This is a genomic window from Streptomyces sp. NPDC059582, assembly GCF_042735715.1.
Taxonomy (GTDB): domain Bacteria; phylum Actinomycetota; class Actinomycetes; order Streptomycetales; family Streptomycetaceae; genus Streptomyces.
Map to the genome: position 1 here is coordinate 63516 of NZ_JBHWCC010000045.1, position 24823 is coordinate 88338.

General features: G+C 69.4%; 19 protein-coding genes, 1 tRNA gene and 2 pseudogenes. 12 read left to right on the forward strand and 10 right to left on the reverse strand.

What is annotated here, in order from left to right; all coding sequences use genetic code 11:
- Positions 1–106: 106 nt before the first annotated feature.
- The 4 genes from ACFV0T_RS31125 to ACFV0T_RS31140 all read right to left on the reverse strand — a co-directional run bounded on the left by ACFV0T_RS31125 (position 107) and on the right by ACFV0T_RS31140 (position 4199).
- Complete coding sequence (locus ACFV0T_RS31125; protein WP_385786332.1) at positions 107–688, reverse strand: DUF5994 family protein; 582 nt, start codon at positions 686–688, stop codon at positions 107–109.
- A gap of 220 nt (positions 689–908) precedes the next feature.
- Entirely contained in the window at positions 909–2036 is a 1128-nt protein-coding gene (locus ACFV0T_RS31130) for a catalase family protein (RefSeq protein ID WP_385786334.1), read from the reverse strand.
- 54 nt (positions 2037–2090) lie between these two features.
- On the reverse strand, positions 2091–3443 hold the full coding sequence (locus ACFV0T_RS31135; protein ID WP_385786337.1) for a Dyp-type peroxidase: 1353 nt from the start codon (positions 3441–3443) through the stop codon (positions 2091–2093).
- Between the two features lie 165 nt (positions 3444–3608).
- The gene (locus ACFV0T_RS31140; protein WP_385786340.1) at positions 3609–4199 is read right to left on the reverse strand and encodes a hypothetical protein; all 591 of its coding nucleotides are present in this window, start codon (positions 4197–4199) and stop codon (positions 3609–3611) included.
- Between the two features lie 439 nt (positions 4200–4638).
- On the opposite strand from ACFV0T_RS31140, the gene ACFV0T_RS31145 reads away from it, so the two are divergent.
- The 3 genes from ACFV0T_RS31145 to ACFV0T_RS31155 all read left to right on the forward strand — a co-directional run bounded on the left by ACFV0T_RS31145 (position 4639) and on the right by ACFV0T_RS31155 (position 6899).
- The gene (locus ACFV0T_RS31145) at positions 4639–5316 is read left to right on the forward strand and encodes a GAP family protein (RefSeq protein WP_385786342.1); all 678 of its coding nucleotides are present in this window, start codon (positions 4639–4641) and stop codon (positions 5314–5316) included.
- A 41-nt stretch (positions 5317–5357) separates the two neighbouring features.
- On the forward strand, positions 5358–6254 hold the full coding sequence (locus ACFV0T_RS31150; protein WP_385786345.1) for an RNA polymerase sigma-70 factor: 897 nt from the start codon (positions 5358–5360) through the stop codon (positions 6252–6254).
- Positions 6255–6488: 234 nt separating this feature from the next.
- Complete coding sequence (locus ACFV0T_RS31155; RefSeq protein ID WP_385786347.1) at positions 6489–6899, forward strand: cupin domain-containing protein; 411 nt, start codon at positions 6489–6491, stop codon at positions 6897–6899.
- A 39-nt stretch (positions 6900–6938) separates the two neighbouring features.
- On the opposite strand, the gene ACFV0T_RS31160 is transcribed toward ACFV0T_RS31155, so the two are convergent.
- Both ACFV0T_RS31160 and ACFV0T_RS31165 read right to left on the reverse strand, forming a co-directional pair.
- Positions 6939–7745: a hypothetical protein gene (locus tag ACFV0T_RS31160; RefSeq protein ID WP_385786384.1), complete on the reverse strand. Its 807-nt coding sequence runs from the start codon at positions 7743–7745 to the stop codon at positions 6939–6941.
- Positions 7746–8209: 464 nt separating this feature from the next.
- Positions 8210–11278, reverse strand: a complete 3069-nt coding sequence (locus tag ACFV0T_RS31165) for an FG-GAP-like repeat-containing protein (protein WP_385786350.1) — start codon at positions 11276–11278, stop codon at positions 8210–8212.
- A gap of 139 nt (positions 11279–11417) precedes the next feature.
- Here ACFV0T_RS31165 and ACFV0T_RS31170 point away from each other — a divergent pair, with 139 nt between their 5' ends.
- The 3 genes from ACFV0T_RS31170 to ACFV0T_RS31180 all read left to right on the forward strand — a co-directional run bounded on the left by ACFV0T_RS31170 (position 11418) and on the right by ACFV0T_RS31180 (position 14133).
- The gene (locus tag ACFV0T_RS31170; protein WP_385786353.1) at positions 11418–11600 is read left to right on the forward strand and encodes a hypothetical protein; all 183 of its coding nucleotides are present in this window, start codon (positions 11418–11420) and stop codon (positions 11598–11600) included.
- Positions 11601–11956: 356 nt separating this feature from the next.
- The gene (locus ACFV0T_RS31175) at positions 11957–12427 is read left to right on the forward strand and encodes a VOC family protein (protein ID WP_385786356.1); all 471 of its coding nucleotides are present in this window, start codon (positions 11957–11959) and stop codon (positions 12425–12427) included.
- Positions 12428–12567: 140 nt separating this feature from the next.
- Entirely contained in the window at positions 12568–14133 is a 1566-nt protein-coding gene (locus ACFV0T_RS31180) for a hypothetical protein (protein ID WP_385786359.1), read from the forward strand.
- Positions 14134–14991: 858 nt separating this feature from the next.
- Here the strand turns inward: ACFV0T_RS31180 and ACFV0T_RS31185 are convergent.
- Positions 14992–15303, reverse strand: a complete 312-nt coding sequence (locus ACFV0T_RS31185) for a hypothetical protein (RefSeq protein WP_385786362.1) — start codon at positions 15301–15303, stop codon at positions 14992–14994.
- Positions 15304–15370: 67 nt separating this feature from the next.
- On the opposite strand from ACFV0T_RS31185, the pseudogene ACFV0T_RS31190 reads away from it, so the two are divergent.
- Positions 15371–16063 (forward strand): annotated as a pseudogene (locus ACFV0T_RS31190) (tyrosine-type recombinase/integrase); the annotation flags it as partial.
- Positions 16064–16112: 49 nt separating this feature from the next.
- Here the strand turns inward: ACFV0T_RS31190 and ACFV0T_RS31195 are convergent.
- A tRNA-Gly gene (locus ACFV0T_RS31195) sits at positions 16113–16186 on the reverse strand.
- 582 nt (positions 16187–16768) lie between these two features.
- Between ACFV0T_RS31195 and dcd the strand changes: the two genes are divergently transcribed.
- Both dcd and ACFV0T_RS31205 read left to right on the forward strand, forming a co-directional pair.
- Positions 16769–17344: a dCTP deaminase gene (dcd, locus tag ACFV0T_RS31200; protein WP_385786364.1), complete on the forward strand. Its 576-nt coding sequence runs from the start codon at positions 16769–16771 to the stop codon at positions 17342–17344.
- Positions 17341–17856, forward strand: coding sequence for a phosphoribosyltransferase (locus ACFV0T_RS31205; protein WP_385786367.1), 516 nt, complete (start codon positions 17341–17343; stop codon positions 17854–17856). The genes dcd and ACFV0T_RS31205 overlap by 4 nt, the downstream gene beginning before the upstream one ends.
- Before the next feature lie 124 nt (positions 17857–17980).
- Here ACFV0T_RS31205 and ACFV0T_RS31210 read toward each other — a convergent pair whose 3' ends face one another.
- On the reverse strand, positions 17981–19027 hold the full coding sequence (locus ACFV0T_RS31210) for a Yip1 family protein (protein ID WP_385786370.1): 1047 nt from the start codon (positions 19025–19027) through the stop codon (positions 17981–17983).
- A gap of 139 nt (positions 19028–19166) precedes the next feature.
- A complete protein-coding gene (locus ACFV0T_RS31215) occupies positions 19167–21458 on the reverse strand; it encodes a (Fe-S)-binding protein (RefSeq protein WP_385786372.1) in 2292 nt (763 codons plus the stop codon).
- Positions 21459–21653: 195 nt separating this feature from the next.
- Between ACFV0T_RS31215 and ACFV0T_RS31220 the strand changes: the two genes are divergently transcribed.
- The 3 genes and pseudogenes from ACFV0T_RS31220 to ACFV0T_RS31230 all read left to right on the forward strand — a co-directional run.
- On the forward strand, positions 21654–22673 hold the full coding sequence (locus ACFV0T_RS31220; RefSeq protein WP_385786375.1) for an MraY family glycosyltransferase: 1020 nt from the start codon (positions 21654–21656) through the stop codon (positions 22671–22673).
- 94 nt (positions 22674–22767) lie between these two features.
- Positions 22768–24612 carry a molecular chaperone DnaK gene (gene dnaK / locus ACFV0T_RS31225; RefSeq protein ID WP_385786378.1) on the forward strand — a complete coding sequence of 615 codons (1845 nt, stop codon included), beginning with the start codon at positions 22768–22770 and terminating at the stop codon, positions 24610–24612.
- Positions 24609–24823, forward strand: a pseudogene (locus tag ACFV0T_RS31230) (nucleotide exchange factor GrpE); the annotation flags it as partial. The gene dnaK and the pseudogene ACFV0T_RS31230, both read left to right, overlap by 4 nt.

The following is a 24823-nucleotide window of genomic DNA, read 5'->3' on the forward strand; positions in this document are numbered from 1 at the left end:
GTCCGCCCGTCGCGCCGGGCGTGTGCCTCGAACCGGCGAACCACGCGGGTCACGGACACGGCCAGGATCAGCAGGGCGCTCACGGCCAGGGCGATGACCACGGCGGTCACATCCCCACAGCGGTCTGCGGATTCCAGTCGTGGCCGTGGGACGAGTGTGCCGAATGCGATGAGCGTGACGGGAAGGCCGCGACGTTCTCGTCGTTCCCGGCCTCCGGGCTTCCGTGGCGGGTCCGTTCCGCCGTCATGAGCGTGGTCGCGGTCGGCCGCGGACCGGTGCTCGCGGTCGCGGCGGCCATCAGCCGGGCCGCCGACGGGGCGCCGGTCTCCGGGGGAACCACCAGGAGGTCCCAGCGGCCGGCGGTGGCGGACAGCACCAGGATCTTGTGCGGATCCAGCTCCGGGGTGAACCAGCCGATCTTCACCACATAGCCGTTGACGAAGATTCTGGGCGGAAGGATCGGCCAGTTACGAGGGTTGACGGCGATACGGGTGATCCGCCCCCACAGCGGATCCAGCACGTCCGCCAGGGCGGACAGTTCGCTCGGCAGGTCACGTGAACGAGGCCACCAGGCACCGTCCAGCTCGCCGGATCCTCCGGACGGGCTGTCGGACCTGAGCGCGAGGCGCGCGGTCGGGGCCCTGAAGGGAACCGCCCGCAGCGGGAGACGAGAGGGGGTCGCGGACATCGCGCAGACCTGTCTCCGGACCCGCGCGTGAGCACGGCGGCCGGGTGTTGTCACTCCCCGGGAACGGCACCGGCGTCGGGGCCGGTGCGCGAAATGCTCCCGATTCCTTCACGCTACTCCCCGACGGGGCCGGACGGACCGTTCCCGGACGCCGTCCTGTTTCCGCCGGCGGCCGTACTGCGCGGGGCCCCGGCACCCGGCCGGGGTGCATCGCCCCGCATCACCTGGTCGGGAGTACCTCGTCGGCGCTGCGCGGCTCGGTGCGCTGCTGCTGGTTGAGCTTGTGGCGCGCGAGCGAGGACTGCCGGTAGACCTCCTTGCGGGCCCGCATGATGTTGCCCAGCGGGGTGTGCTCGGCGGTGACCCGCCAGGGTGTGAAGGACAGCGCGTCCATCTTCTCCAGGTTTTCCGGGCCGGAGATGTCCTGCTGCGGCAGCCGCAGCCTGGCCACGGTGACGGGCGGTGAGAGCTGCTCGGACCACTCCACAGTGGTGTCCTCCACCGGCATGCGTGCCAGGTCGGTGCAGAGCTGAACCTGGATGTCGAAAGCGTAGGGCCGCTCCTGCAACTCCGCTTCCAGGGCCGGTCGGAAGACCTCCGCCGCCGAGGCCGGGTCGATGGTGCGCCTGACCACCGCCGCGGCGTGGTGCGGGTCGGGGGTGATGCGCACCTTGGCGATGTAGTCCCCGTGCCGGACCGCGCCCATCGTCCAGTAGCTCGACAGCAGTACGTTGGCCGGAGGGGTCTTCGCCAGGCGCAGGAAGGCCAGGAATTCGTCCCACGCCCAGTCGTCCCGGTCCAGCGTCCCCTTTCCCGTCACGAAGTCGGCGAAGAAGCGATGTGCGCCGGGTCGGCCCTGGGAGAAGTAGGCCGACGCGTTCAGGAACAATTCCTGGATGAACAGATAGTGCTCGACGGTGTTGCAGAAGAAGATCGGCCCGTTGATGTTGGCGTAGTCGAAAGTGCCCGAGTCCGGTTCGTCCTCCAGCAGGGTCGGACCGGGGATGTCGAAGATCTTCAGCGCCAGTCCGGTGGCGGCGCCCAGTCGCGCGTCCGCTCCGGCGTGCGGCGAGCCGTTGGAGAAGCGGATGAGCGCGTCGTGGGTTCCCGCGGTCGCGTAGATGCCCTGGGCGTACTCGGGAGGAAGCCCGTCCAGGATCTCCACCTGCCCTCGCACCAGCCCGTAGCCCTTGGCGTGGGCGTCACGAAGGGCTCGTCCGGTGCCACCGGCCTCGACCGACTCGGCGATGTAGCCCTCGGTCTTCTCGATCACCGTTCGCAGGTTCTGCTCGAAGTTCGGGTCGTCGTCTTCGACGTCCGGCGTGTAGCGGACGAACTGTGCTGCCATGGCTTCGGCCTCTCCTCGGAGAGCGTGGTCGGACCTCAGCGGGTCGGGGCGCCGTCAGTCCTCCAGTTCCGCGAGCCAGCGCAGGGCACGCAGACCCGGCAGGAAGCAGTACTCGCCACCGCGGGTGGCCACGAAGCTGGGCAGGTTCCGCAGCCGGCGCCGGACCGGCTTCTCCGGGATGGTGACGCTGCCCGTTCCGCCGTGATGACCGGCCACCGGGTCCTGCTCGCCGGGGTAGCCGATGAAGTTGCCGTCGTTGACCCACTCGGCCTTGATGAACTCGAACTGACGCTCGAGGTGGGCGCCGATGAACACGCCGACCAAGCCGCGGTCGACGCCGTCGTCCTCCAGCACACCCTCGGGCAGCGGCGGCCCGTAGGTGGTACCGCGGCGGATGAGGCGGTGCATCCGCGCGTCACCGATGATGGTGGAATCGCGGGGGTTGGTGCGCCGGATGTGCGCACCGGCGGGGCACCGGAAGCCCCGGTCGTCGTTCTCCCGGTACAGGAAATTGTTGACCCGGTGCGGATCGGCCGCCAGCTCCGGGTCGTCGTGCTCCGGTGCCAGCGCCAACGGCGCCCCGCTGGGCCAGCGCCCGACCAGCTTCGCCGCCAGCAGCTCCTCCTCCTGGGCGCCGGCGCTGTTCGCGCGCAGGTACCGGCGCCACGCCGCGACGTCGGTGTGGACCTTGCGCACGGCCACGTAGGTCCCGTTGCGCCCCAGCGCGTCGGGGACGGGCATGGGCGGCAGACTGCCGGTTTCGTCGGGATACCCGAGGATGAACTCGCCCGCCTTGATCGGGGCTTCCTGCGGGTTGGAGCCGGGCAGCCCCAGGCCTTCGATGTTCGGATGGCTGATGCCGTCACGGAAGCCGAAGGTGGTGCGCCCGGTCGGGAGCTGGCGGACCTCCTGCTGCCAGATCACCTGGACACCGGGCGTCCCCTCGTAAGCGGCCCGAGCGTGCTCCAGCTCGTCGTCCAGCTGTGCGGCGTCGGAGGAGAGAGCGCTCAGCGCGATGTGCACTTCGCCCGTTCCGAACGGCGTCTCCCAGTGCGCCGGGGCACTCGCGCCCACGTCACCGATCCGCTCCGCCCGAGCGGCCATGCCCTCACGAAACGCTCGCGGAAAGCTGTCCAGTGACTCCTGGGGGACCCCCAGGGCCCGCAGCCCCTGGTAGGTGAACGCCAGCGCCACCCAGGCGTCCTGGCTCCGGTCCACGCCGGGCAGACCACCGGAGGCCAACGGGAGCAGCCGGCGCAGCAGGGCGCGTCCGGCGTCGCGGTCGTCGACGCGCAGGAAGACGAACTTCCCGGCGTACGGCACCGGCCGTGGCCGCAGTGCCCCGCTCTGGACGTCGTCGATGTCGACGCGCACGTCGGCCGTGCCGCTGCCGTCCGCGGTGTTCATGATCGGTTGTGCCTCCACGTCGTCCGTGCCGGGTCAGCCGTGTCCTCCGTGCCGGGTCAGCCGTGTCGTCCATGCCGGGTCAGCCGTGCGGGCGCGGGCCGCCCCCGCGGACGCGGCCCGGCGAGGCCGGGTCGGTCGGTTCCGCGGGTCGGCTGTGCCCGGCCGCTAGGCCGAGGCTTCAGCCATCAGCTTCTGGAAGGCCGGCGTGGCCACCAACTCCGCGTTGGCCGGGTTCTCCAGTGCCGCCCGGAACTCGGGAGTGTCCAGAACCTCCTCGAACGCCTCGTCCACTCGGTGGTCCTTGTAGATCTGCTGGACGGTCAGATCGGGATAGGCGCTGACGAAGACCCCCGCGGGCGCCTGGTGGGCGACGAACCAGTCCTTCACTCCCGGATCGGTGACGCCCGGGAAACCTTCGCTGTGGGAGAAGACCTTGTCGAAGCGGGCTCCGACCACGGTCTTCGCGAAGTCGTCGATGTAGGCGTCCCAGGAGCCGTCGAAGACGCTGGCGAACATGAACCGGGTGTCGTTGTCGAAGATCACGTGCCGTGCGTCGTGCAAGGTGCCGATCTGGTGCACCGCCGCATGAACGTTCTCGTCGGCCGCCGCGTCGGCCATCGCGGCGAGATCCTCGCGCAGCGCGTCCGCGTGGCCCGGCTTGATCTTGGTGAAGACGGTGAACTCGCTGCAGACCCCATCCGACCTGCCCGGGCGCTCGGGGTGCGCTGATGGGCCTGCACCTGTCGTCGCAGTCATCGTGAGACTCTCCTGCCACGGATCGGCGCGAGGGACACCAGGCACCCGGACACGGGGGCGCCGTCGCCCTCACACCTCAATCGTCACCGCGGACGCGATGCCGCGCATCTTCACGCCTGGGCGTGATCCCCGGAGTCCGCGGCACTGCGGGAGTCGCCCTTGATCGCTCGGCGACACCCTCTGACGCGCCCTGATGCCTCCTGATACCCCCGCCAGGCTCCCGAGGACAGATGTGATCGGACGAAGGAAGATGGAACCGGGACGTCCGAGTGGGCCGTCGCCATCATCTTTCGGCAGCCACTTCCGCGCCGCCGTGACGACAGCGGCGCAGCCGATCGCACCACAACCCCTGGCGCGCTGTCCCGGACGGTCGTGGCACCCGCTTCCGTCCAGCCCTGCTCAAGTGGATCGCCGGCCTGACCCTCACAGGGAGGCAGACATGGGCGCAGTTCTCGGTGACGTGCTGGGTCTCGCGGCCGCCGTCGCCATCAGCCCGCTCCCGATCATCGCGATCATCCTCATACTCGCCACACCTCGCGGACGTCTGAACGGAATCCTCTTCACCGTCGGCTGGATCCTGGGACTCGCGATCCTGGGCGCGGTGATGCTGGCGATCGCCTCCCCCGCGGGTGCCTCCTCCCACAACCACCCGGCCACCTGGGTGGGAGCCCTCAAGCTCGCGCTCGGCGTGCTCCTCGTCGTCTTCGGCGTCCGGCAGTGGCACCGGCGCCCGAAGGATCCCTCGCAGGCCCAGTTGCCCAAGTGGATGGGAGCGATAGACCGTCTCACGCCGGTCAAGGTCTTCGGGCTGGGCGTGGCCCTTGCCGCGCTCAACGCCAAGAACGCCCCGCTGACCATCGCCGCGGGCGCCGCGATCGGATCGGCGGGACTGCCGGTCGGGCAGCAGATCGGGGCACTGGCGATCTTCGTCGTGATCGCCACCCTCGGCCTGCTGGCTCCCCTGGGCGTCTTCCTGCTCGGCGGGGACCGGGCGAAGACCACCCTCGGCAACTGGAAGAACTGGGCGGCTCAGAACAATGTCGCCGTGATGGCCGTCCTGTTCTTCGTCCTCGGTGTGAAACTGCTGGGAGACGGCATCGGCGTCCTCACTTCCTGACAACAGGGTCGCGAGTGGTGAACCTGAGCTGGAGGCCACCTATGTGTGCCGGTGATGACGCGGACTCCCTCGAACAGGCGACGAGGGATTTCATCGCAGCGCGTCCCCGGCTCTTCGGCATCGCGTACCGCGTGCTCGGCAGTGCCGCGGAGGCCGAGGACATCGTCCAGGAGGCCTGGCTGCGGTGGCAGACCACCGAGCACGCCGACATCCGGGAACCGGCGGCCTTCCTGGCCACGGTCACCACACGCCTGGCGATCAACTCCGCCCAGTCCGCCAGGATGCGGCGCGAGTCGTACATCGGGCCGTGGCTTCCTGAGCCGGTTGACACCAGCTCGGATCCGCAGTTGGGCGCGGAACGTGCGGAGGTACTGGATATGGCGGTGCTCTTCCTGCTGGAGAAGCTGAACCCCGTGGAACGGGCCGCCTACGTCCTGAGGGAAGCTTTCAACTACCCGTACCGGCAGATCGCGGACATCCTGGAGACGAGCGAAGGCAACTCGCGCCAGCTGGTGAGCCGCGCCCAGAAGCACCTGGCGGCGGAACGCAGGAAGCCGGCCAGTTCCACCGCTCACCGGCGCCTGCTGAAGGCGTTCATCACCGCGGCGCGGACAGGCGATCTGGCGGCGCTCGAAGAGGTTCTCTCGGCGGACGTGGTCAGTTACGCCGACGGCGGCGGGATGCGCGGCGCATCCAGGATTCCGGTCGTCGGGCGTCCGCACGTCGCCAAGACCTTCATCGCCTACGCCCCGCGCTTCTGGCCCGAGACGGACATCCGGTGGGTCGAGGCCAACGGCAGGCCGGCCGCCCTTGTTTCAGTCCACGGAAAGGCGATGGCTCTGATCACCGCCGATGTGTCGGAGCGCGGCATCGAACGCGTCATGTGGGTGGTGAGCCCGGACAAACTGGCTCCCTACGTGGCTTCACTGAACAAGTGAGGCCGCGGAGGTCGTCCACTCGCCGCCGCCACGACGACGGAATTCCACGCCGAACAGGCACCCGAGGGCGAAACGTCGAGCTTGAGCATCACACGCGACAGCGAGCTGAGCGCCCGGTCCGCTCGGGCGACCGGATTTCCGGTCAGGCCCCGGGCAGGGTTCGCCGCGCAGGGCTGTCACAGATGAGGAAGCTGTCTTGTCCTCTCTCCTGACTGTCCCTGTATGGAGGAAGCCATGAGCGCTGAGCACACACACATGCCCCCAGGCGTCGAGGTGATCGCGACCCTTCCGGAGGCGGCGCCTCGGATCCCGGCCGGCGCGGAGGCCAGGACGATCCGGGTCACGCTGGCGCCCGGTGACCCCGGCGCGCCGCCGCACCGGCACCCCGGGCCGATCTTCGGCTACGTGACTCAGGGCGAGATCCTCTTCGAACTGGAGGGGCAACCGCCCCGGGTGCTCAAGGCCGGTGACGCCCTGTTCGAGCCCGGGGGCGACGTGATCCACTACCAAGGCGCCAACAACCTCTCGGACGCGCAGTCGCAGCTGGTGGTGACCATGTTCGCCGCTCCCGGCACCCCGGTTCTGACCGTGGTCGGCGCGGAGGAACTGGCCGAACGACGACACCTGCGAGTCACCCAGCCCTGATGACCTCGCCGAGCCCCGCGGCTGCGGCCGGTCCGGGGCTCAGTGGTCGTCACGGATGCTGGTCGCGATGCCGTTGCTGATCGCGACCTCGGCGCTGAAGCCCTTCTTGGCGGCCGTCTCCAGCTCGGCCTCGGTGCACTCGGTGCCGTCCTGGCCGCCCTGGCCCGCGTCACCGCAGATGTCGTCGTAACCGCGGATCTCGGTGTCCTCGGCGAGGAAGAACTGCTGCTCGACGCCCTTCATGTCGGAGACGGTGTACTTGCCCGGAGCCAGGTAGGAGACGTTGCCGAACCAGGTGCCGCTGACGCCCTTGCCCTTGTCGATGCCCTCGACGGCGGTGTCGCGGGAGCCGGAGTCGGAGCCCGGACCCGAGTCGGAGCCCGAACCGGAGTCGGAGCCGGAGCCCTGCTGGGCGGCGCGCCGCTCGGTCACCAGGGTCGCGATGCCGTTCTTCATCTCCACGTCGGCGCCCACGGCGGCCTTCATGGCGGCCGCCTCCAACTGGTCCAGCGTGCAGGGCGCGTCCACCTTGGACCCCGCCGCGCCGCATATCGTGCCGACGCCGTAGACCTCGGTGTCGTCCGCCACCAGGAACTGCTGGTCGTCCCCGCCCGGTACGGACACGATGTACTTGCCCGGGGCGAGATAGGTCACCTCGCCGTTCTTGAACGAGCCGCTGACACCCTTTGCGTTCCTGGCGTCGGACGCCTTCTCCGCGACCGCCGCCGCGCCCGCTCCGCTGCTGCCGGACGAGCTGTCGTCGGTGCCGTTCTGGCACGCCGTCATCAGCAGCCCGGCGGTGATCGCGGCGGTGGCGAGGACGGCCTTGCGCAGGTGGCGGTTCATCACGGGAAGTTCCTTCCGGGACGGGTGGTGGGAAGCCGGCCGTGTCCGGGCGCCGGTGTCCCGCTCTGTGCCGACTATGAGGGACCCCGGAGCCCGTCGGTCACGCCCGTCTTGCCTTCAGGACACCGCGGTGGCACAGCCGTGACACGGCAACGCATCGGCTGCGGGTGAGGCCCTCGTAACGTGGTACTTCGCACCAGGGATCAAGGTCGTCCATCGCACCCCGGTACGGCGGGAGACAACCCCACCCGGTGTCGGGTACATGCCTCGGTCACGTCGGGTACGCCATGTCCGCCTCGCTTTCGCACCATGCCCCGTGGACCACCGGCCGCCTCGCGACCACTTGGCAGGACGAAGGACGAACCCACGGCATCCGTCCGTTACCGATCACCGACAATCCCGGGGAAGTTCACGGCCAACGGCACCGAGCCCGGCCGAACCCTCGGAGGGCGAACGGGGCGAACTCAGTACAGGGCCTTGTAGCCCTGCCACCCGGTGGCGATCCCGGTGCGAGGACCGAAGGAGCCCTTACCGTCGCCGTTGTTGCGCCACAGCCTGCCGGAGGTGTCGCGGGAGACGATGTCCGCCTTCCCGTCTCCGGTGATGTCGCCGGCGCCCACCACGGCGTTGTACGAGGCACCCCAGTTGTCGACCACCTTGACCCGCGCCCTGAAGCCGCCGGCCGCCGTGCCCGCGTATCGCCACAGCCTGTTCGACGTGTCCTGAGCCAGCAGGTCTCCGTACCCGTCACCGTTGAGGTCGCCAACGCCGATGATCTTCTTGTAGCCGGACCACTTGGAGAAGATCCTCACCCGCGCCGAGAGCTTGCCGCTGCTTGTGGCCTTGTACAGGTAGACGTCACCGGTGGACGCTTGGCGGGCGATGAGGTCCGCCCGGCCGTCACCGGTGATGTCGCCCGGTGAGGTCAGCACGTTGTACTGGCTCCAGCCCGACGTTCCCAGCGTGGTGTACGGGGTGGATGTCGTCAGGGCTTTGCCGCACCCCGGGCGGTACGCCCGCAGCGCACCGTTGGCGAACCGCACGAGCACGTCATCGCAGCGGTCACCGTTCAGGTCTCCGAACGGCACCGCCGTGATCGAGGCGGGCCAACCCGAAGCCGAGGTCGTCGTGGAGAACTTCCCGGCGCCGTCGCCCCGATGGAAGGAGAGCGCACCCTGGGAGGTGAGGGTGAGCAGGTCACCGACGCCGTCGGACCCGACGTGGTCGTGTCTCACCGTGGCACCACCGGTCAGCTTCAGCGTGCCGGACGCCGTCGCCGGCGCACCGTGCCTGTCGGCCGGGGCCACTGTCATCGTCCAGCTGTACGTGCCGTTCGGCACGTACGCGCCCGTCGACGTCCTGCCGTTCCAGGACGTGCGGACCGCGCCCTGCGCGGCGCCACCGGACAGTGTGCGCACGGAGGCCCCGGTGGCCTTGTTCCTCAGCGCCAGCGTCCACGACGCGGCCGGCTTCGACAGCCACCACGTGCCGTCCCACGCGGACGACGGGTCCACCAGGCTGACCGAAGGTTCTGTCTTTGCTCCCAGGACCGCGATGTCCGTAGCGGGGACGCCACTCCGGAGGACGTGGATGTCCTGGGAGGCCGGGTCCACGTAGCCGACCAGGCTGGTGTACGGATCGACGTCCCACTTTCCGGCCTTGGCCGCCAGGGTCCTGCTCACCGCGGAGCCGCTCGTGACGTCCGTGAGGGTCAGCGCCCCGGACGTGGAGTCACGCGTGACCAGGAAACCGTCGCCCAGGCGCGGATCGCCGCCCTTGGGCACGGCGATGGACGTCTTCCTGCGGGTGTCGTACACGAAGGTCTTGTCCACGCCCCCCTGGGGAGAAGGGCACCGGCCGGACCAGTACACCCACCGTCCCACCGCCTGGAAGCCGCCCAGAGCGCAGCTGCCGGTGCTGTCGGACACCCGGAACGACGTGATCGTGTTGCCCGAACGCACCTCCGTGGCCGTGACACTGCCGTCCCCGGACACCGTCCACAGCGTTTCCCCCCACAGGCGGAGGGGGACGCCGGCGGCCGCGCCCGTGCGGGTGAGCACGACCTTCCGGGTGTCCAGGTCGGTCACCACCAGGCTGTTTCCCGTGGGCGTGGGCTCACCCCAGACCGCGTACCGGCCCGCGACGTCCACGAGGCCATTGTTGTCCCTGAGCCCGGAAGCCACCACGGTGGCGGGAAGGGGCTGCCCCCGGTCCAGTACGGCGACCTCCCCGAGCGCGTTCCGCATGACCGCCCGGCCGTCACCCGAACCCCTCAGGTCGGGACAGCTCCCGCTCTCCCCGTCCATGATCCCGCACCGGTGGGTCGCTCCCCGGTCCGTGCGGGTGCCCGCCGTCAGTTCCCCCGCCGTGGCCAGCGAGCGGCTGTACAGGTGGGACGCTCCGTCGCCGGACTCGAAGGTCATCAGATCACCGCCGCTCAGATCGAGCGACTCGATCCCCATGGGCACGGGCGGAAGGTCCACGATCCGGCGGGCCCGGGGCAGACCGTCGTCCCCCGCCTCGACCTTGGTGATGCCGTAGTCCAGAGAGGACTCGCCGCCGGAGAGGATCAGACCGCCGTCGGGGGTCACGAGGGCGGCGGGATCCGCCCGTTCGAACAGGGGCAGCTCCGCGGAGCCGTCGAAGGGCAGCGCCGACACACTCCAGACGGAGGAATCGCTGCGCCGCGCGACGACGAGCGCGTCACCGACGACGCCGAGCATCTTGTCCCCGAGGTTGTGGGGGAACGCGACCTCATGCGTGGGAGCGTCGTAGGCACCCTGGGCGTATACACGCGCCCGGAACGAGCTGGAGGTGACCAGGTAGTCCGATCCCACCACGGTGTTCGTGTTCGCCACCACCGGTGAGGGCAACGTCGTGGCGATACCGGTCTCCGCGTCCACCCAGGCGTGCCGGAAGACCCGGTCCGTGTCCTGGTAGTAGACGAGGAAGCCGGAGGCGGAGCCGCTGGGATAGAAGGGGAAGACCGCCCCGTCCGGGAATCCGGTCACGGGCCTCTGCACCGTGGTGCCGTTCTCGTCGTGCAGCAGGAACAGCCCAGTCCGTTGCCCACCGGTCGACGTGCCGGTCAGGACGGTACGCCCGTAGGTCTGCAGATAGCTCTGGGCCGCCGGGATGGTCACGGTCTCCGTCGTACCGGTTCCCATGTCGCGGAGCAGGACTTGCCCACCATCGCTCTGGGACGGGCGAAGGGCGACGACGTCCGACCCGGTGCCGTACGAACCCGTCGTGCGCGGCCCGAGCCGCTCGCCGCCTTCCACCGGTTTGCTGCTGCCGTCGTAGCTGGTCCACCAGAGGCCGTAGCCCGCGGCGGTGGAGCGGTATTCGAGGAACCCGGAAACTCCCGCGTTCTGCAGATACGCCATGCGCGGAGTCGTGCGCATGGCGGCCGGAACGATGATTTCCGTCACGGTCTCCGCGTGCGCGGGCGCCACCAGCGGCACGGCGGACACGGAGAGCGCCAATCCGATGAGCGTGGCAAGGGAGCCACGCACGAAGGCAGGACGAGTCACTCGCTTCCCCTCCCTGACGGAGGGCCCCATCCCCCCGAACAAGCGGGCGGATATTAGCACCAGTTCCCGACGGATGACCTTGCCGGGCCGGTCGTGGGTGCGGACCTCGCGGGCCGCGCGCGCGTACGAGCCGCGGAAGATGCCCGCACGCGGAGTCGGCGACCGCCGCGCCGCCCGCTCCAGGCGGAGCAGGTGCCCAGCGGCACTTCCGGCGACCGCGCTGCCAGGGAGCAAGGACGGCGGCCAGGAGCTGCGGATCCTCTCCGGCAGCAGGCCCGGAAGATCCACGGTCATCCTGGACGCCGTGCTGGTCACCCGCTGAGCCGATCGACCGGGCCGTGGGACCGCCGCACCAACGGCTGTCTCACGGCCCGTCGTTGTTTCTCGGCGACCAGTCCCGCTCCCTTGCCGGCGGAACGCCCTAGCCTCGGCGAGAGCCTCGGCCGACCGGGGCGGGGAGGTCGCCTGAGCCAGACACTCAGCCGCGCCAGTGGCGATCACCCTGCCCTGGAGGCCGTTTCGACGCGGTGGGCGCGGATGTCCGAGCGACGGCGTCCGCTGTTCGGTCGGCCGGCGTCGGTACACCGATGAGTTCCGCCCGCCGGTCCTGTCTCTCAGTACGTACGCCATCGAGCCATCGAGCCATCGAGGCATCGAGCCACCGACTGGAGATCCACCATGACGAGTCCCGCACACCCCGGCCGCATGCTGTTCGTGAACATCCCCGTGGCGGACCTCGAACTCAGCAAGGCGTTCTTCGCCAAGCTCGGGTTCGGCTTCAACCCGCGGTTCACCGACGAGACCTCCGCCTGCATGCCGGTCGGCGAGCACGCCTTCGTCATGCTGCTCAGCCGCGAGAAGTTCGCGGAGTTCGCGAAGCTGCCGATGGCCGATCCCACCACGCACACGCTGGCGTTGTACTGCTTCAGCGTGGCGTCCCGCGACGAGGTCGATGCCGTCAGCGCCGCCGCACTCGCGGCGGGCGGTTCCGAGGCGGATGGCGCCGAGGACTACGGCTTCATGTACTCACGCAGCTTCTACGACCTCGACGGCCACGGCTGGCAGGTCATGTGGATGGACCCGGCAGCGGTGGAGCAGGGCCCCGAGGCGTTCGCGGCCTCCACGCGGGACGCCGACACCCCGGCCTGACCCACCACCGCGTAGGCACGGGGCTAAGCGGACGCCGACGGCCCTCCGGCCGATCGCCACGCCTTCATGGCCATGTCCGTGACATGACTAGGATGGGCCGACTTCGGGGTTCGAGGGGGGAATTGATGAGGGTGATGAGGGTGCGGCGAAGAACGCTCGCTTTCGTCGGCGTGGCCGCGCTGGTGCCGCTGGTCGCCTCCGCCGCTTCCGTGCAGGCGGCGTCGGCCTCACTGGCGGTCACCACGCTGGGGCGCAGCGGTGGCAAGGTCTCGACGACGGTCACCGTCGTCGCCGTGCCGTCCGGTCAGAGGTACAGCGTCAAGTCCGGCAAGCGGATCAGCCTGCCGGCGGGGCGCTACATCGCGATGACCGACATCTACGAGAGCCGCTCCGACGGTCGGAGCACCGACACCCTCGGCGCGAGCGTCGTCAAGGTGTCGGGCAGCACGTCGGTGACGCTCGACGCGCGCAAGGGCAAGGCCGTCAAGGCGTCGCTCGACACGCCCGCCGACGTGACCGGCCCGGCGCGGATCAGCGCGCGGGTGTGCGCCGCCGTCAGCAACATGCCCTCCGCCTTCAGCACGGACGGCTGGAACGACGCGGGAGCCCTCTACGCCATCCCGAACTCCTCCAAGCTGCTGCAGTTCGGGTACATGGCGCAGTGGTCGGGCAACGACAGCTATGTCGCCGTGAAGAACACCACGGGCATCCCGGCCGCGCCCGGTGGGTCGTTCAAGCGGGCGAACATGGCGACGATGCGCTTCTCGGTACGCGGCGGTACGCAGATCGCCCGCCAGAACAGCATCGCGCTCCAGGCGCAGCCGAAGGTCGACGACTGCACGACCGACCTGATGGCCGGCGTCCACGACGACAACGCGCCGTACAGCGCCACCGCCCATGTGACTCCCGGGACCTGGCAGCCGCGCGACGACATCTACGCGAGCAACGGCGACCACGTGGGCGGCGGTTTCCCGACGGCCAGGACGCTGAAGGCGGGGCAGAGCGCCACCCAGTCCTTCGGCCGGGCCGTGTGGAGCCCGCTGCACTATCTGCCGACGGTCTGGCAGAAGTCCGTCTACTTCATTCCGGACGCCCTGATCGGCGACCCCGACGTCGGTACCAGCGGGGCCGACCCGACGAAGGAGACGGTGGTCCTGTCCAAGGGAAGCACCACCGTCAAGAAGAAGACCCTGACCAACTGGGGCAACGGCGACGCCGAGTTCTCCGCCCGCATCTCCTCGGCCGGCTGGTACCGCCTGACCGTCGACGCGCATCGCTACCGTCCGGGCATCACCTTCCCCGCCGACATGCTGTCGTCGCGCACCACCCTCGACTGGCGCTTCAAGGCCGACCCGGCCAAGTCGACGGTCGCGTCCGTCTTCCTGGCCCGCTTCCTGCCCACGGGGCTGAACACCCACAACCAGGCCGCACCGAACAGCACCACGAGGGTCGACGTGAGTGCCGTGCGCGGCTCCCAGAACCCCGACGTGAAGTTCACCAAGGTGACCGCCAAGTCCGTCCGGGTCTGGTCCTCCGCCGACGGCGGCAAGACCTGGAAGGCGGCGACGGTCAAGCACGTCGGCTCGACCTGGCAGGCGTCCGTGCACAACCCGGCCCAAGGCGCCGTCGCCCTGCGCTCCGAGGTGACCGACTCCGCCGGGGGCCGCTCGGTGCAGACGGTGTACCGCGCGTACGCCATCGGCTGAGGCCGCCGCCGTCGCAGAGAAAGGGCGCCCGCGCACCGAGGCGGGCGCCCGCTCTTGCCGGGGCGCAGGCGTCGGGAGACCCGCTGGGACGGCCATCTCGCAGCCACGGAGCCGCGGTGGTGCCTGTACCGGTCGTCGAGCGAGGTGCCGTTCCACCCGTACCGCCAGGAGTGGGGCCAGTACGTCGTCGTCTCCGAAATCCGCGAGCTCGAGGACGAGACGCCGAGCGCCGCGCTGGTGAGGGCGTACGGCGAGACACGCCTCAGCGTGGACAACATGTTCCAGGATCCGTACACCACCGGTTCCAAGATCGGCACGACGGCATGCGGTACAAGGCCGACACCACGAAGACCGTGCAGGCCTGGTGTTCCACCGACGACGACAAGCCCTTGCGCTCGCCGACAGCCGGGCTGATGTGCTGCCGTCCGGTGCCGTTGATGTCAGACGTCGCTGTCAGGTGCGTGCGCGGCGCGCTTCCGACGGCGCTTGATCAAGTCACCGATCAGCAGGGCGCTACTGCGCCGAGGTTGATGTCTCGCGGCACGTGGGCCCGTTGACGGTGAACGACGTAGCGCACCACGGCGTTCCCCCTCCGCACGCGCCGTCCGGGACGGACGCAGCACTCCCTATGCACATAGCGCGCCCCTCGGTGAACCGCCCGCCCTTCTCGGCCCGATACAGATGTGCGCCATTGGCCGCCCGTGCGCACGGCCGACCTCACAGACGGCCCGGTTCTTGGGGGGAATATCGGGCCCTGTCCTCGGCAGTACACACCACCGCCACAGGATCTCCGAGGTCCACGTCGGCAACCGGCACGGAGCAGGGAGAGGGAGCGGTACGGCCCGGAGACCGTTGCCGTCATCCGAGGGTGCGCAGACCGCGCTTGCGAAGCATCCAGAAGGCCAGGGCCGCCACCGTGAATATCAGCACGAAGTTGAGAGCGTCCACGATCATGGCGACGGAGTAGGGCGCGTGCAGCAGGTGCGGCACCTTGGCGCCGATCAACTCCACACCCATGAGCAGAGGGAGCCAGGCTGCGAAGAAGCGCCTGCTTTGATCGGGACTCGCTCCCTTCTGGACCTTGGTCCGCTCCCACCACCAGCCGCCGAGACTCGCGAGGACCAGCACGCACCCCAGCGCCACCACGGACCATTCCATGAAGTTGAGCATCACATCTCCTCTTGATCAGAGGGGATTCTCCTGTCGCGGGTGACCGCGGGCAATGGTCCGACTGGGGCGCTGTCAGGGCGGTGGCGAGGAGAAGGCCGCCGAGCGGCGCATCGCCACCGTCGCCCAGGTCGATGCCCTCGCCGGTGCGGTGGGGATGCGGTGGCGGCTCATGGTCTATCTGGGCGCCTACGGGCCCATGCGGCCGGAGGAGCTGGCCGGTCTGCGTCGCCGGGACGTCGACCTCGACACCCTTCGGGTCCGTGTTCGCCTCGCCGAGCCGGAGCGGATGAACGGGCGGCGGGTCCAGGGCGACACCACGTCGGAGGCGGGAACGCGGACTGTGATCCTTCCCGCTTTCCTGCACCGGGAGCTCCGTCGGCATCTGGAGAGCTACGCCGAACCGGGGCCGGACGGGCTCCTGTTCGTCGGTGAGAAGGGAGCTCCGTTCCGACGCAGCACCTTCGGGCGGAGGTGGCGCAGGGCGCGGGAGGTGGTTGGCATGCCCGAGGGCTTCCGTTTCTACGATCTCCGCCACACCGGGCACACCCTGTCGACCTGTTCCGGCGCGACCCTGAAGGACACGATGGTGCGGGCCGGGCAGTCCTGCGAGAAGGCGGCGCTGATCTATCAGCACTCCGACGACGAGCGACAGGAAGAGGTCGCCGCCGGCCTCGACGCGACCGTCCGTAAGGCTCGGGCCGCGGCCGCCGAGAAGGGTCACGACGAGCGTTCTGGCACGGATCTGGCACGCGAGAACTGATCACGACGGACAGCAAAAAGGCCCGGGTCGATGACCTGGGCCTTAGTCGTGGAGCGGGTGACGAGAATCGAACTCGCGCTCTCAGCTTGGGAAGCTGATGTTCTACCATTAAACTACACCCGCGTAAGACGCCGGTTGGGCCGGTGTCCGAATGCTCGCTCACTGTACCTCATCGCAGGCCCCCGGCGCTGAAGCCGAGGGGCCTGCGCGCGTCTCAGGGGAGTGACGGGGCTGCGGGGGGCGGGAGTTGGGGCGTACGGTGGGGGCGTGGGAGAGGGTCCGGGCGGGGCCGGAGTGCCGCCTGGAGAGTCGTCCCTTTCATCCCGTAATGTGGCTTTCGTCGTCAGGGCATCCCAGCCAGACGCGGCTCTTTGGGGAAGGGACTCTAGGACTTGATGGAGCGCACCGTCGTCCGATGTGCCGATGGGCACGTGTTCAGCACCACTTCGTTCCCGATGCAGCAGGCCGAGCGACTCGGTCCCGGGCGGCTCGTCCGGTGCCCGCGGTGTGCGCGGCTCCGTAGCGTCGTGCCCGTGAGTCTCGAGAAGCAGACGCAGCGGCAGTAACGGGCGAGGGGGCGGGAGCGGCCGGCCGCGGTCGGCGGACCGTCCTCGCACTCGCCGGGCCCCCGGGTCGGAGCGTGTGACAGGCGCGCGGAGACGCCACGATTGTGGTGGGTCCGCGCGCCTTGCGTATCCTCGGGGCGTGCTTCTCTCAGACAAGGACATCCGGGCCGAGATCGACGCCGGGCGGGTACGGATCGATCCCTACGACGAATCGATGGTTCAGCCGTCGAGTATCGACGTGCGCCTCGACCGACTGTTCCGCGTGTTCGAGAACCACCGGTACCCCCACATCGACCCCTCCGTCGAGCAGGCCGACCTCACGCGGCTCGTGGAGCCCGAGGGGGACGAGCCGTTCATTCTTCATCCCGGGGAGTTCGTGCTCGCCAGCACGTACGAGGTCATCTCGCTGCCCGACGACCTCGCGTCCCGGCTGGAGGGGAAGAGCTCGCTCGGGCGCCTCGGGCTCGTCACGCACTCCACCGCCGGCTTCATCGACCCCGGCTTCTCGGGGCACGTGACGCTGGAGCTCTCCAATCTCGCGACCCTTCCCATCAAGCTGTGGCCGGGGATGAAGATCGGGCAGCTGTGCATGTTCCGGCTCAGCTCGCCGGCCGAGTCCCCGTACGGCAGTGAGCGGTACGGGTCCCGCTACCAGGGTCAGCGTGGACCGACCGCCTCCCGGTCCTTCCTCAACTTCCACAGGACGCAGGTATGAGCGCCGAGGGGATACGGGAGAACCTCACCTACGAGCAGTTCGGCGTCGCCGTGCGCGAGCTCGCGCAGGCGGTCGCCGACGACGGGTACGAGCCCGACATCGTGCTGTCCATCGCCCGAGGCGGCGTCTTCGTGGCCGGCGGTCTCGCCTACGCCCTCGACTGCAAGAACCTGCACCTCGTGAACGTGGAGTTCTACACGGGTGTGGGCCGGACGCTCGAGATGCCCGTGATGCTGGCGCCCGTCCCGAACGTCATCGACTTCACCGACAAGAAGGTGCTGATCGCCGACGACGTGGCCGACACGGGCAGGACCCTCAAGCTCGTGTACGACTTCTGCCTCGACCACGTGGCCGAGGTGCGCTCCGCGGTGATCTACGAGAAGCCGCAGAGTCTCGTCAAGTGCGAGTACGTGTGGAAGCGCACCGACGACTGGATCAACTTCCCGTGGAGTGTCCTGCCCGTCGTACGTAAGCCGGGCGAGCCGATCACTCCGTCGAAGGAAGCGCTCTGACCCGCCGCTCACGAAGAGATCCCCGGTCCTGGCGGACCGGGGATCTTCGTTTGCGTCGCAGCGTGGTGCTCACGCGCTCGTCCGGCCCACTACCCGCGTACACGCATGGTGGGCCGGGTGGCCGCTAGAACGTGCCCAGCTTCACGATCGACAGCAGTGCGATCAGCTGGATCGCCGACGCGCCCAGCGCCTTCGGCCAGGGCAGGTCGTGGGAGCGGCGGACCATCAGGGTCAGCAGCGCACCGGCCGCCACCCAGGTCGCCCAGCCCACGAGCTGGACGAAGGTCGCGTCGCCGCCGAAGAACATCGCGAGGACCAGGCGGGGGGTGTCCGTGAGCGACATGATCAGCATCGACAGGCCGACCGTGGGCTGCCACGCGCCGTCGCCGCCGAGCTGGCGGGCCACGGTGTGGGTGACCACGCCCAGGACGAAGGCGCTGATCACCATCGCCACGGCCGTCGTCAGGACGATCGGGATGGCGTTGGAGAGGGTGGCGTTGATGGCGTCCTCGCGGGCGCCGTCGAAGCCGAAGACCGCGATCAGGCCGTAGAGGAACGTCACGATCAGGGCCGGGCCCCACATCGTGTAGTCGCGCATCCGCAGGAAGGTCTGGTCGGGGGCGGTCACGATGCCCTTCAGCAGGTCCTTCCAGTGCAGGGGCGGGCCGACCGGCGCCGACGGGGCCGCTGAGCCCGCGTGGTAGGTGTCGCCCTGGTTGTAGGGCGCCTGGTCGCCGACCGCGAAGGCCTGGGTGTGCCCCGGGTTGTTCGCCGCGTACGGGTCGTGCCCGGCGCCCGGTCCCTGGCCGTACGGATCGGCGCCGCCGAAGTACTCCGGCTCGTCGCCGGGCCGCCCGTCGTAACCGCCGCCGTTCGCGTGCGGCCACTGGGACCCGCCCGCGCCACCGCCACCGTGCGGCGGCTGCTGGCCGCCCCGGTACTGCGGTTGCTGCGGGTACGGCTGCTGCGGCGCCGACGGGTAGCCGTACGACGGCCCCTGGGGCGCCTGCTGCCCGTACGGAGGGTTGTGCGGTCGCGCTTGCGGGGCGCGGTCGTCCCGGCCGCCGCGTCCGATCCTGAATCCAGCCACGCCTTCGAACGTACCTGCTCCCGCGCGTCGGCGTACGGGACCCGGGCTCCCGGGCCCGGCTTTGCTGCTGAGCTGTGACATCCCCTAAGGGGAGTCAGGGGGTGACTTCCGTGCGAGGAGAGGCGGGAGGGGGAGCACGGCGAGGACGAGGGGAGGGGGCCTTGCGTATTGCGAACGTTCAGGACGTCCGGGGGGCGCAGGAAGGTGCCGTGCGGCCGGGTCACTTCACCGGCTGCGGCTCCGGCTCGTGCTCCGACTCCGACTGGCCCGCCGGGGGCTCGTCGTCGACCGGGGTCCGGACGGAGTCCAGGAGGAGCTGGGCGACGTCCACGACCTGGATGGACTCCTTCGCCTTGCCCTCGTTCTTCTTGCCGTTGACCGAGTCGGTGAGCATGACCAGGCAGAACGGGCAGGCGGTGGAGACGATGTCGGGGTTGAGGGAGAGGGCCTCGTCGACGCGCTCGTTGTTGATGCGCTTGCCGATCCGCTCCTCCATCCACATCCGCGCGCCGCCCGCGCCACAGCAGAAGCCGCGTTCCTTGTGGCGGTGCATCTCCTCGTTCCGAAGGCCCGGGACGTTGGCGATGATCTCGCGCGGCGGCGTGTAGATCTTGTTGTGGCGGCCCAGGTAGCAGGGGTCGTGGTACGTGATGATGCCCTCGACCGGCGTGACCGGGACGAGCTTGCCCTCGTCGACCAGGTGCTGGAGCAGCTGGGTGTGGTGGATGACCTCGTAGTCGCCGCCGAGCTGCGGGTACTCGTTGCCGATGGTGTTCAGGCAGTGCGGGCAGGTCGCGACGATCTTCTTCGCCGACTTCGGCTTGCGCGACTCCTCGGTGACCTTGCCGTCGTCGTCGAGTTCCTCGCCGAACGCCGTGTTCAGGGCCATGACGTTCTCCATGCCGAGCTCCTGGAACAGGGGCTCGTTGCCCAGGCGGCGGGCGGAGTCACCGGTGCACTTCTCGTCGCCGCCCATGATCGCGAACTTGACGCCCGCGATGTGCAGCAGCTCGGCGAAGGCCTTCGTGGTCTTCTTCGCGCGGTCCTCCAGGGCGCCCGCGCAGCCGACCCAGTACAGGTACTCGACCTCGGTCAGGTCCTCGATGTCGCGGCCGACGACCGGCACCTCGAAGTCGAGTTCCTTCGTCCACTCCAGGCGCTGCTTCTTCGCCAGGCCCCAGGGGTTGCCCTTCTTCTCCAGGTTCTTGAGCATCGTGCCCGCCTCGGACGGGAAGGACGACTCGATCATCACCTGGTAGCGGCGCATGTCGACGATGTGGTCGACGTGCTCGATGTCCACCGGGCACTGCTCGACGCAGGCGCCGCAGGTGGTGCAGGACCACAGGACGTCGGGGTCGATGACGCCGTTCTCCTCGGCCGTGCCGATGAGGGGCCGCTCGGCCTCCGCCAGAGCCGCCGCCGGCACCTCGGCCAGCTGCTCCTGCGACGCCTTCTCCTCGCCCTCCATGGTCTTGCCGCCGCCGGCCAGCAGGTAGGGGGCCTTGGCGTGCGCGTGGTCGCGCAGCGACATGATCAGCAGCTTCGGGGAGAGCGGCTTGCCCGTGTTCCAGGCCGGGCACTGCGACTGGCAGCGTCCGCACTCGGTGCAGGTGGAGAAGTCCAGCAGGCCCTTCCAGGAGAACTGCTCGACCTGGGAGACACCGAACACGTCGTCGTCACCGGGGTCGGTGAAGTCGATCGGCTTGCCGCCCGACGTCATCGGCAGCAGGGCGCCCAGGGCCGTCCCGCCCTTCGCGTCACGCTTGAACCAGATGTTCGGGAACGCCAGGAAGCGGTGCCAGGCCACACCCATGTTCGTGTTCAGCGAGACCGTGATCATCCAGATCATGGTCGTGCCCAGCTTGATCATCGCCGTGAAGTAGACGAGGTTCTGGAGCGTGCCGAGGCTCAGCCCCTTGAACGCCAGGATCAGCGGGTACGACGCGAAGTACGCGGCCTCGAAGTGGTCCACGTGGTGCAGTGCGCCTTCGAGACCGCGCAGCACGTAGATGGCGAGGCCGATGGTGAGGATGACGTACTCGACGAAGTACGCCTGGCCCATCTTCGAGCCCGCGAAGCGCGACTTGCGGCCGGGCCGCGACGGCAGGTTCAGCAGGCGGATGGCCATCAGCGTGACGATGCCGAGGGTGGTCATCGCGGCGATGAACTCGATGTACAGCTCGTACGGCAGGAAGCCGCCGATCACCGGCAGCGTCCAGTCGGCCTCGAAGAGCTGGCCGTACGCGGTGATGATCGTCGGCGGGAGGGTCAGGAAGCCGATGGCCACGAACCAGTGGGCCACGCCGACGATGCCCCAGCGGTTCATCCGGGTGTGACCGAGGAACTCCCGGACCAGCGTCACGCTGCGCTGGTAGGGGTTGTCGGTCCGACTCCCGGCGGGGGCCGGCTGCCCCAGCTTGAAGTACCGGACGAACTGGCCGATGGCGCGTGCGAGCAGCGCCACGCCGACCACGGTCAGGACCAGCGACACGATGATCGCGGCGAGTTGCATTTCGGGGCTCCTCGGGCCTGCGAGGGTTTCTCGAGCGAGATTACTAAGCGGTAACTTATGCAGTCCGTCTGAGACTACCCGCATCCTCCGCCGCACTGTAGCCAGCCGCTCGGTGATCTGTGTCGCTGAGGGTTGCCTCAGAATCAGATCGTGTTATTCGTACCAAATCGGTACATTTGCCTCTAATTTATATCCGTGCTCTACGGGATCGCCGCTGCCACCGCCGCTCTGCTGCTCACCGCCCTCCTCGCATCGCTGCTCCGAACGCCCGCCCGCCGCCTCGGCATCGTCGACCGGCGGCGACAACGGCCGGTACCGCTGCCCGGAGGAGCGGCCGTCGTGCTCGCCACCTGTGCCGTCGCGGCGGCGGGCGACCGGACGGGCGTCGCCCCGCTGGGCGACGGGATCGGCCGGCTGCTCGCCGCAGGCGCCGGTGTCGCCGCGCTCGGGCTGGTCGGCGACGCGTGGCGGCTGAAGACACGCTTCCTCGTCGTCGGTACGGCGGTGGCGGCGGCCTGTGTGGTGCCGTACGGGGAGACGGGGGTACCCGGCGGACTGCTCGCCGTGGGCTGGATCGTCTGGGTGGCGCTCGCCTTCAAGGGGCTCGACCACGGCGACGGGCTCGCGGGCACCGTCGGCGTCGTCACCGCCTTCGGGGTGGGCGCCTGCGCCGCCGCCGAGGTCATGGACGGGCTCGCGGTGCTGCTGAGCGTGCTCGCCGCCGCGCTGACCGGGTTCCTCATGCACAACTGGCATCCCGCGCGGGTCGGCCTCGGTGCCGGCGGGTCGCTGTTCACGGGCTTCGTGCTCGCCTCGGCCGCCCTGATCACCCGGACCGGGTACGGGCTCGTGCCCAGCGCGGGGGTGCTCTTCGCGCTCACCGCGGTCGCGAGCGCCGACGCCGTCCTGGTGGTCCTGGCACGCCGGATCGCCGGGCGGCCGCTGCTGCGCCGCGGGCCCGACCACCTCGGCCACCGGCTGCGGCGGCGCGGGCTCACCGCGCAGGGGGCGACCGTGGTGCTCGGTGCGGGGGCCTTCTCGACAGTGCTCGTCGGGGTGCTGGTGCACACCGGGTGGATCGGTGCGCAGGCAGTGTTCTGGGTGGCGGGAGCGACGTTGCTCGGCGTGCTCGGAGTGTTGCGGCTCTCTGTACGCGGCCCGCGACGGACCGCATCCGTGCAGGTCAGACCCCAGTTGCGTGTAAGGAGCGGATAAGAGTTGAGTCCGCCTGACTCAGCTCTGTTGACCGAGAGCCGGGTGTCGTGCACACTTGAGTCCGTTCCACTCAAGTCAGCTGGAGGAAATCACCATGGCACGTGCGGTCGGCATCGACCTGGGCACGACTAACTCCGTCGTCAGCGTTCTGGAGGGCGGCGAGCCCACCGTCATCACCAACGCCGAGGGTGCCCGGACCACGCCGTCCGTCGTCGCCTTCGCGAAGAACGGTGAGGTGCTGGTCGGCGAGGTCGCCAAGCGCCAGGCGGTCACGAACGTGGACCGGACCATCCGGTCCGTCAAGCGCCACATGGGCACGGACTGGAAGATCGAGCTCGACGGCAAGAGCTTCAACCCGCAGCAGATGAGCGCGTTCATCCTGCAGAAGCTGAAGCGTGACGCCGAGGCGTACCTGGGCGAGAAGGTCGCGGACGCGGTCATCACCGTCCCGGCGTACTTCAACGACTCCGAGCGTCAGGCGACGAAGGAAGCCGGCGAGATCGCCGGTCTCAACGTCCTTCGTATCGTCAACGAGCCCACCGCGGCCGCGCTCGCCTACGGCCTCGACAAGGACGACCAGACGATCCTCGTCTTCGACCTCGGTGGCGGCACCTTCGACGTGTCCCTGCTGGAGATCGGCGACGGCGTCGTCGAGGTGAAGGCCACCAACGGCGACAACCACCTCGGTGGTGACGACTGGGACCAGCGTGTCGTCGACTACCTGGTGCAGCAGTTCAGGTCCGGTCACGGCGTGGACCTCGCCAAGGACAAGATGGCCCTCCAGCGCCTGCGCGAGGCCGCCGAGAAGGCCAAGATCGAGCTGTCCTCGTCCACCGAGACCTCGATCAACCTGCCCTACATCACCGCCTCCGCCGAGGGCCCGCTGCACCTGGACGAGAAGCTCACCCGGGCTCAGTTCCAGCAGCTGACGGCCGACCTGCTGGAGCGCTGCAAGACCCCGTTCCACAACGTCATCAAGGACGCCGGCATCCAGCTCGGCGAGATCGACCACGTCGTTCTCGTCGGCGGCTCCACCCGTATGCCCGCCGTCGCCGAGCTCGTCAAGGAGCTGACCGGCGGCAACGAGGCCAACAAGGGTGTGAACCCGGACGAGGTCGTCGCCATCGGCGCCGCGCTCCAGGCCGGTGTCCTCAAGGGCGAGGTCAAGGACGTCCTGCTCCTCGACGTCACCCCGCTGTCCCTCGGTATCGAGACCAAGGGCGGCATCATGACGAAGCTCATCGAGCGGAACACGACGATCCCGACCAAGCGGTCCGAGATCTTCACCACCGCCGAGGACAACCAGCCGTCCGTGCAGATCCAGGTCTACCAGGGCGAGCGCGAGATCGCGGCGTACAACAAGAAGCTCGGGATGTTCGAGCTGACCGGTCTGCCGCCGGCCCCGCGTGGTGTCCCGCAGATCGAGGTCGCCTTCGACATCGACGCCAACGGCATCATGCACGTCACGGCCAAGGACCTCGGCACCGGCAAGGAGCAGAAGATGACCGTCACCGGCGGCTCCTCGCTGCCGAAGGACGAGGTCGACCGCATGCGCCAGGAGGCCGAGAAGTACGCGGAGGAGGACCACGCCCGCCGCGAGGCGGCCGAGGCCCGCAACCAGGGCGAGCAGCTCGTCTACCAGACCGAGAAGTTCCTCAAGGACAACGAGGACAAGGTCCCGGGCGAGATCAAGACCGAGGTCGAGGCGTCGGTCGAGGAGCTCAAGGCGGCGCTGAAGGGCGAGGACACCGCCGAGATCCGCACCGCCACGGAGAAGGTCGCCGCCGTCTCCCAGAAGCTGGGCCAGGCCATGTACGCCGACGCGCAGGCCGCGCAGGCCGCCGGTGGCGCGTCCGCCGGTGCCGGTGAGGCCAGGGCCGACGACGACGTCGTGGACGCCGAGATCGTGGACGACGAGCGCAAGGACGGTGCCGCGTGACGGAGGAGACCCCGGGCTTCGACGAGGAGAAGCCCGACGTCCCCTCCGGCGCCACCTCTGACGACGCCGAGCCGAAGGCCGCCGCCCCCTCCGCGGAGGAGGGGGCGGCCCCGGCCGGGGACGGAAACGAAAGTGCCGGTCTGGTCGCCCAGCTGGACCAGGTGCGCACCGCGCTGCACGAGCGCACGGTGGACCTCCAGCGGCTCCAGGC

Bases quoted from the DNA above. Each gene is read 5' to 3' on its own strand.
- ACFV0T_RS31205 (WP_385786367.1), top strand. From the start codon at position 17,341: ATGAGCGCCGAGGGGATACGGGAGAACCTCACCTACGAGCAGTTCGGC.
- ACFV0T_RS31135 (WP_385786337.1), bottom strand. From the start codon at position 3,443: ATGAACACCGCGGACGGCAGCGGCACGGCCGACGTGCGCGTCGACATC.
- ACFV0T_RS31160 (WP_385786384.1), bottom strand. From the start codon at position 7,745: ATGAACCGCCACCTGCGCAAGGCCGTCCTCGCCACCGCCGCGATCACC.
- ACFV0T_RS31170 (WP_385786353.1), top strand. From the start codon at position 11,418: ATGCCCGCACGCGGAGTCGGCGACCGCCGCGCCGCCCGCTCCAGGCGG.
- ACFV0T_RS31125 (WP_385786332.1), bottom strand. From the start codon at position 688: ATGTCCGCGACCCCCTCTCGTCTCCCGCTGCGGGCGGTTCCCTTCAGG.
- ACFV0T_RS31150 (WP_385786345.1), top strand. From the start codon at position 5,358: ATGTGTGCCGGTGATGACGCGGACTCCCTCGAACAGGCGACGAGGGAT.
- ACFV0T_RS31185 (WP_385786362.1), bottom strand. From the start codon at position 15,303: ATGCTCAACTTCATGGAATGGTCCGTGGTGGCGCTGGGGTGCGTGCTG.
- ACFV0T_RS31215 (WP_385786372.1), bottom strand. From the start codon at position 21,458: ATGCAACTCGCCGCGATCATCGTGTCGCTGGTCCTGACCGTGGTCGGC.
- ACFV0T_RS31210 (WP_385786370.1), bottom strand. From the start codon at position 19,027: ATGTCACAGCTCAGCAGCAAAGCCGGGCCCGGGAGCCCGGGTCCCGTA.
- ACFV0T_RS31130 (WP_385786334.1), bottom strand. From the start codon at position 2,036: ATGGCAGCACAGTTCGTCCGCTACACGCCGGACGTCGAAGACGACGAC.
- ACFV0T_RS31145 (WP_385786342.1), top strand. From the start codon at position 4,639: ATGGGCGCAGTTCTCGGTGACGTGCTGGGTCTCGCGGCCGCCGTCGCC.
- dnaK (WP_385786378.1), top strand. From the start codon at position 22,768: ATGGCACGTGCGGTCGGCATCGACCTGGGCACGACTAACTCCGTCGTC.
- ACFV0T_RS31140 (WP_385786340.1), bottom strand. From the start codon at position 4,199: ATGACTGCGACGACAGGTGCAGGCCCATCAGCGCACCCCGAGCGCCCG.
- ACFV0T_RS31175 (WP_385786356.1), top strand. From the start codon at position 11,957: ATGACGAGTCCCGCACACCCCGGCCGCATGCTGTTCGTGAACATCCCC.
- ACFV0T_RS31155 (WP_385786347.1), top strand. From the start codon at position 6,489: ATGAGCGCTGAGCACACACACATGCCCCCAGGCGTCGAGGTGATCGCG.